Origin of the sequence: Dermacoccus sp. CCH2-D9, from assembly GCF_001556795.1 — a bacterium.
GTDB classification, from domain to species: Bacteria; Actinomycetota; Actinomycetes; order Actinomycetales; family Dermatophilaceae; genus Dermacoccus; species Dermacoccus nishinomiyaensis.
The window spans coordinates 1-3,183 of sequence record NZ_LSJT01000063.1; the positions used below are offsets into that span (position 1 = coordinate 1).

Annotated in this window: 3 protein-coding genes; all 3 read right to left on the reverse strand. The window is 67.6% G+C overall.

The features are described 5' to 3' along the window. Positions 1–127 precede the first annotated feature (127 nt). The 3 genes from AX669_RS05755 to AX669_RS05765 all read right to left on the reverse strand — a co-directional run bounded on the left by AX669_RS05755 (position 128) and on the right by AX669_RS05765 (position 2,920). Positions 128–904, reverse strand: coding sequence for an ABC transporter ATP-binding protein (locus AX669_RS05755; RefSeq protein WP_006943597.1), 777 nt, complete (start codon positions 902–904; stop codon positions 128–130). Position 905: 1 nt separating this feature from the next. After that, positions 906–1,769 (reverse strand): ABC transporter permease, encoded by an 864-nt coding sequence (locus tag AX669_RS05760; protein ID WP_074040692.1) that lies wholly within the window; start codon positions 1,767–1,769, stop codon positions 906–908. 110 nt (positions 1,770–1,879) lie between these two features. Then, positions 1,880–2,920, reverse strand: coding sequence for a glycosyltransferase family 2 protein (locus AX669_RS05765; protein ID WP_006943585.1), 1,041 nt, complete (start codon positions 2,918–2,920; stop codon positions 1,880–1,882). Positions 2,921–3,183: the final 263 nt, after the last annotated feature.

Here is a 3,183-nt window from a genome sequence, read left to right on the forward strand (position 1 = left end):
GTGAACACCACGCCTCCTCAACACAAGTGACTCACGACCAGGCTGGCACTTAGGGGAAATCGCGAAGGTGGACGCGATTCGCGAATGTGGACGAAGATCGCCGATGGGGACGGGAATCGCAGGTAGGTCAGCTGACGCCGGCGTCGAGATCCTTGTTGTAACGGTCGATGATCTCCTTCATCGGCCCGTCGCCGACGAGGGTGCCGCCCTGCAGGTAGATGCCGCGCGTGCAGAAGCGCGTGAGGTCACCTTCGGAGTGGCTGACGAGGAACAGCGTGCGTCCCTCGGCGAGAAGCCCTTCCATCCGCTCGTAGCACTGCTCGCGGAAGGCGCGGTCGCCGACGGCGAGCACCTCGTCGACGAGGAGGATGGGCTCGTCGAGCTGCGTGATGACGGAGAAGCCTAGCCGCACCTGCATGCCGGAGCTGAAGTGGCGGAACGGCAGGTCGAGCCCCCGCTGCACCTGCGGCCCGGCGAACTTGACGATGTCGTCGAATCGCTCGTCGACCGTCTCCTTCTTCATGCCGTGCAGGCCGGCCATGAGGTAGATGTTCTCGCGAGCCGACAACTCGCCGATGAAGCCACCGGTGAGTTCGATCATTGGGGCGACGCCCTCGTGGATGCGCGCTGAGCCCTCGTCGGGAAGCAAGGTGCCGGCGATCATCTTGAGCAGCGTCGACTTGCCGCCACCGTTGGCCCCGACGAGACCGACGGCCTCCCCACGGCCGACGTCGAACGAGACGTTGCGCAGCGCCCAGAACGTCTCCTTGTCGTAGGAGGTCTTGCGCTTGTAGATGATCTCGCGCAGCGACAGGTTGCGCTTGCGGCCCTTGAGGAACTCGACGCCCAGGTCGTCGACCTCGATGACCGGCTTGCCCTCGGGGGTCTGCCATTCGACGGGCATCTCAGATCTCCTTGAGGATCGCGGGCTCGAGCTTGCGGAACACCCAGGAGCCGAAGGCGAGCCACCCGAGCGAGAGGACGAAGGCGAAGATCCAGCTGTGCCAGTCGGGTCCGTGCTCGCTGACGAAGCCCGCCCGGTACATGTCGATGATGCCGGTGAGCGGGTTGATCTGCATGAGCGTCGTCGCCCAGCCGAACCCGTGCTGCGAGGCCTTCTCGGCGAGCAGATGGATCGAGTAGATGATGGGTGTCAGGTAGAACAGCACGCGCAGGATGATGCGGACGATCCGGATGAAGTCGTCGACGAGCGCTGCCACCGGGGCGATGACGAGGCCCATGCCCATGAGCAGGATGAACTGGATGAGCAGCGCCGGGATCCAGTACACCAGCTCCCAGCTGAGCTGCACCTCCCCGTTGGCCCAGTAGTAGAGCATGAATCCGATGAGGATCGGCAGTGACAGCAGGTGCTCGATGCCCTTGGAGATGACCACGCGCGCCACCCACAACTCGCGCGGAAGGTTCGTCGAGCGGACGAGCAACCGCTCCGCGTAGAGCGCTCGCGCGCTCTCGTTGATGACGTTGTTGAACCAGTTCCAGGCGAGCATGCCGGCGACGATGAAGAGCACGATCGGCACACCGTCGGTGTTCTTGAACCGCTGAGCCATCGGCTCACCCGGTGAGGGGTCGCTCGCCCAGATGACGCCGAAGACGAACGAGTAGACCAGCGCCATGGCGAGGGGGTCGATCAGGGTCCAGAGGTAACCCAACGCCGAGCGCGAATAACGCACGCGAAGGTCACGTCGGACGAGGGTGTCGAGCGTCGCTCGATGGTCCCAGATCCGCGCCAAGCGGTTCGATGAGTTCATGTCTTCCTTCATGCTGACCAGCTGCTTCGCCCACCGGCTCGAGGGCAGCGGCACCTGGCGGTGCCACGACGCAGGCATCTCAGCCTACCGAGCACGCGCTGGGAGTTCGCTCAGGCTCGCGGGGCCTGCCCCGGTTCGGCGGGTTCGAGCTCGACGCGGGAGGTGAGGAAGCCCAGGCCCCAGGCCAGGTGCATCGTCGCGAGCACGGCCGGCATGCGGACGACGACGGCCGCGTCGCGCCCGCGCGCCGCGTGCACGCCTCCGGCGGTGACGAGGGCCGCGTACCCGAGCGGCGCTGCGAGCGCCGGGCGCCAGAACGCGCCGAGCGCAGCACCCCCGACGACACCGACGACCGCGACGGGCGGCGCGAGATAGCGCAGGTTGATCGACCCCTTGTGCTGACGCGCGACGACGCGACGCCACATGCCGTACTCGAAGTACTGCTTGGCGAGCGCCTTGAAGCTCGCCCGCGGACGATAGGTGACGCGCAGTTCGGGGGTGAACCAGACGGTGCCGCCCGCGCGGCGGATGCGGTAGTTCATCTCCCAGTCCTGTGCCCGCGTGTAGCGCGGGTCGTACATCCCGACGCGCTCGATCCACTCGCGCGCGAAGTTGCCGAGGTAGACCGTCTCGACCGCGCCGGCGTCACCGCCTTGCTTGAACTTCACGCCCCCGACGCCGATCTTCGACTTCATCGCGCACTCGACGGCCTGCTCGAAGTCGGTCGTTCCCTCAGCGTCCATGATGCCGCCGACGTTCGCGGCGCCCGTCTCGGCGAGCAGCCGCTCGACCGTGCGCAGGTAGCCCGGCGAGAGGATGCCGTGGCCGTCGACGCGTACGAGGATGTCGTGGCGCGTCGCAGCGAGCGCGGCGTTGAGGCCGTCCGGCGTGCGGCCCGTGGGGTTCTCGACGAGGGTGATGCGATCGTCGGCGTCTGCGAGCTCGCGCGCGACGTCCCACGTTCGGTCGTGGCACGGCCCGATGGCGAGGACGACCTCGAGCGGGCCGTCGTATTCCTGCGCGAGGATGGCGCGCACCGACTCGGCGAGGTGCTTCTCCTCGTCGAGGATCGGCATGAAGACGGAGATGCCGCGACGTTCCCCGTCGTCGGCTCCGGCCGGTTGTGCGGCGGGCGAATGCTCATCTGACACGGAACGACGTCTCCTGATCGAGCTCGGTGCGCCGTCGGCGGCCCCGTCCTGGGCCCGCGGCGGCGCGGATGCGTTCGTCAGCCTACCGGGGGCCAGGGCGCGTGCGGCGGGGCCCCGACCTGCTCGCCCCGCGTGGCGCTGCCCCGAAAAACACAGCGCCGTTGTCTAACCTCGAGGGGTGCCGCAGCCGAATGATCCCCGTGACCCTCGTCAGCCCCGCCCCCGCCCCGACGGGCATGGCGGCCCTCGCGAGCACGACGCGT

What these genes read in the sequence shown, in the direction of transcription:
- AX669_RS05755 (WP_006943597.1), bottom strand. Translation starts at nt 904, where the DNA reads ATGCCCGTCGAATGGCAGACCCCCGAGGGCAAGCCGGTCATCGAGGTC.
- AX669_RS05760 (WP_074040692.1), bottom strand. Translation starts at nt 1,769, where the DNA reads ATGAACTCATCGAACCGCTTGGCGCGGATCTGGGACCATCGAGCGACG.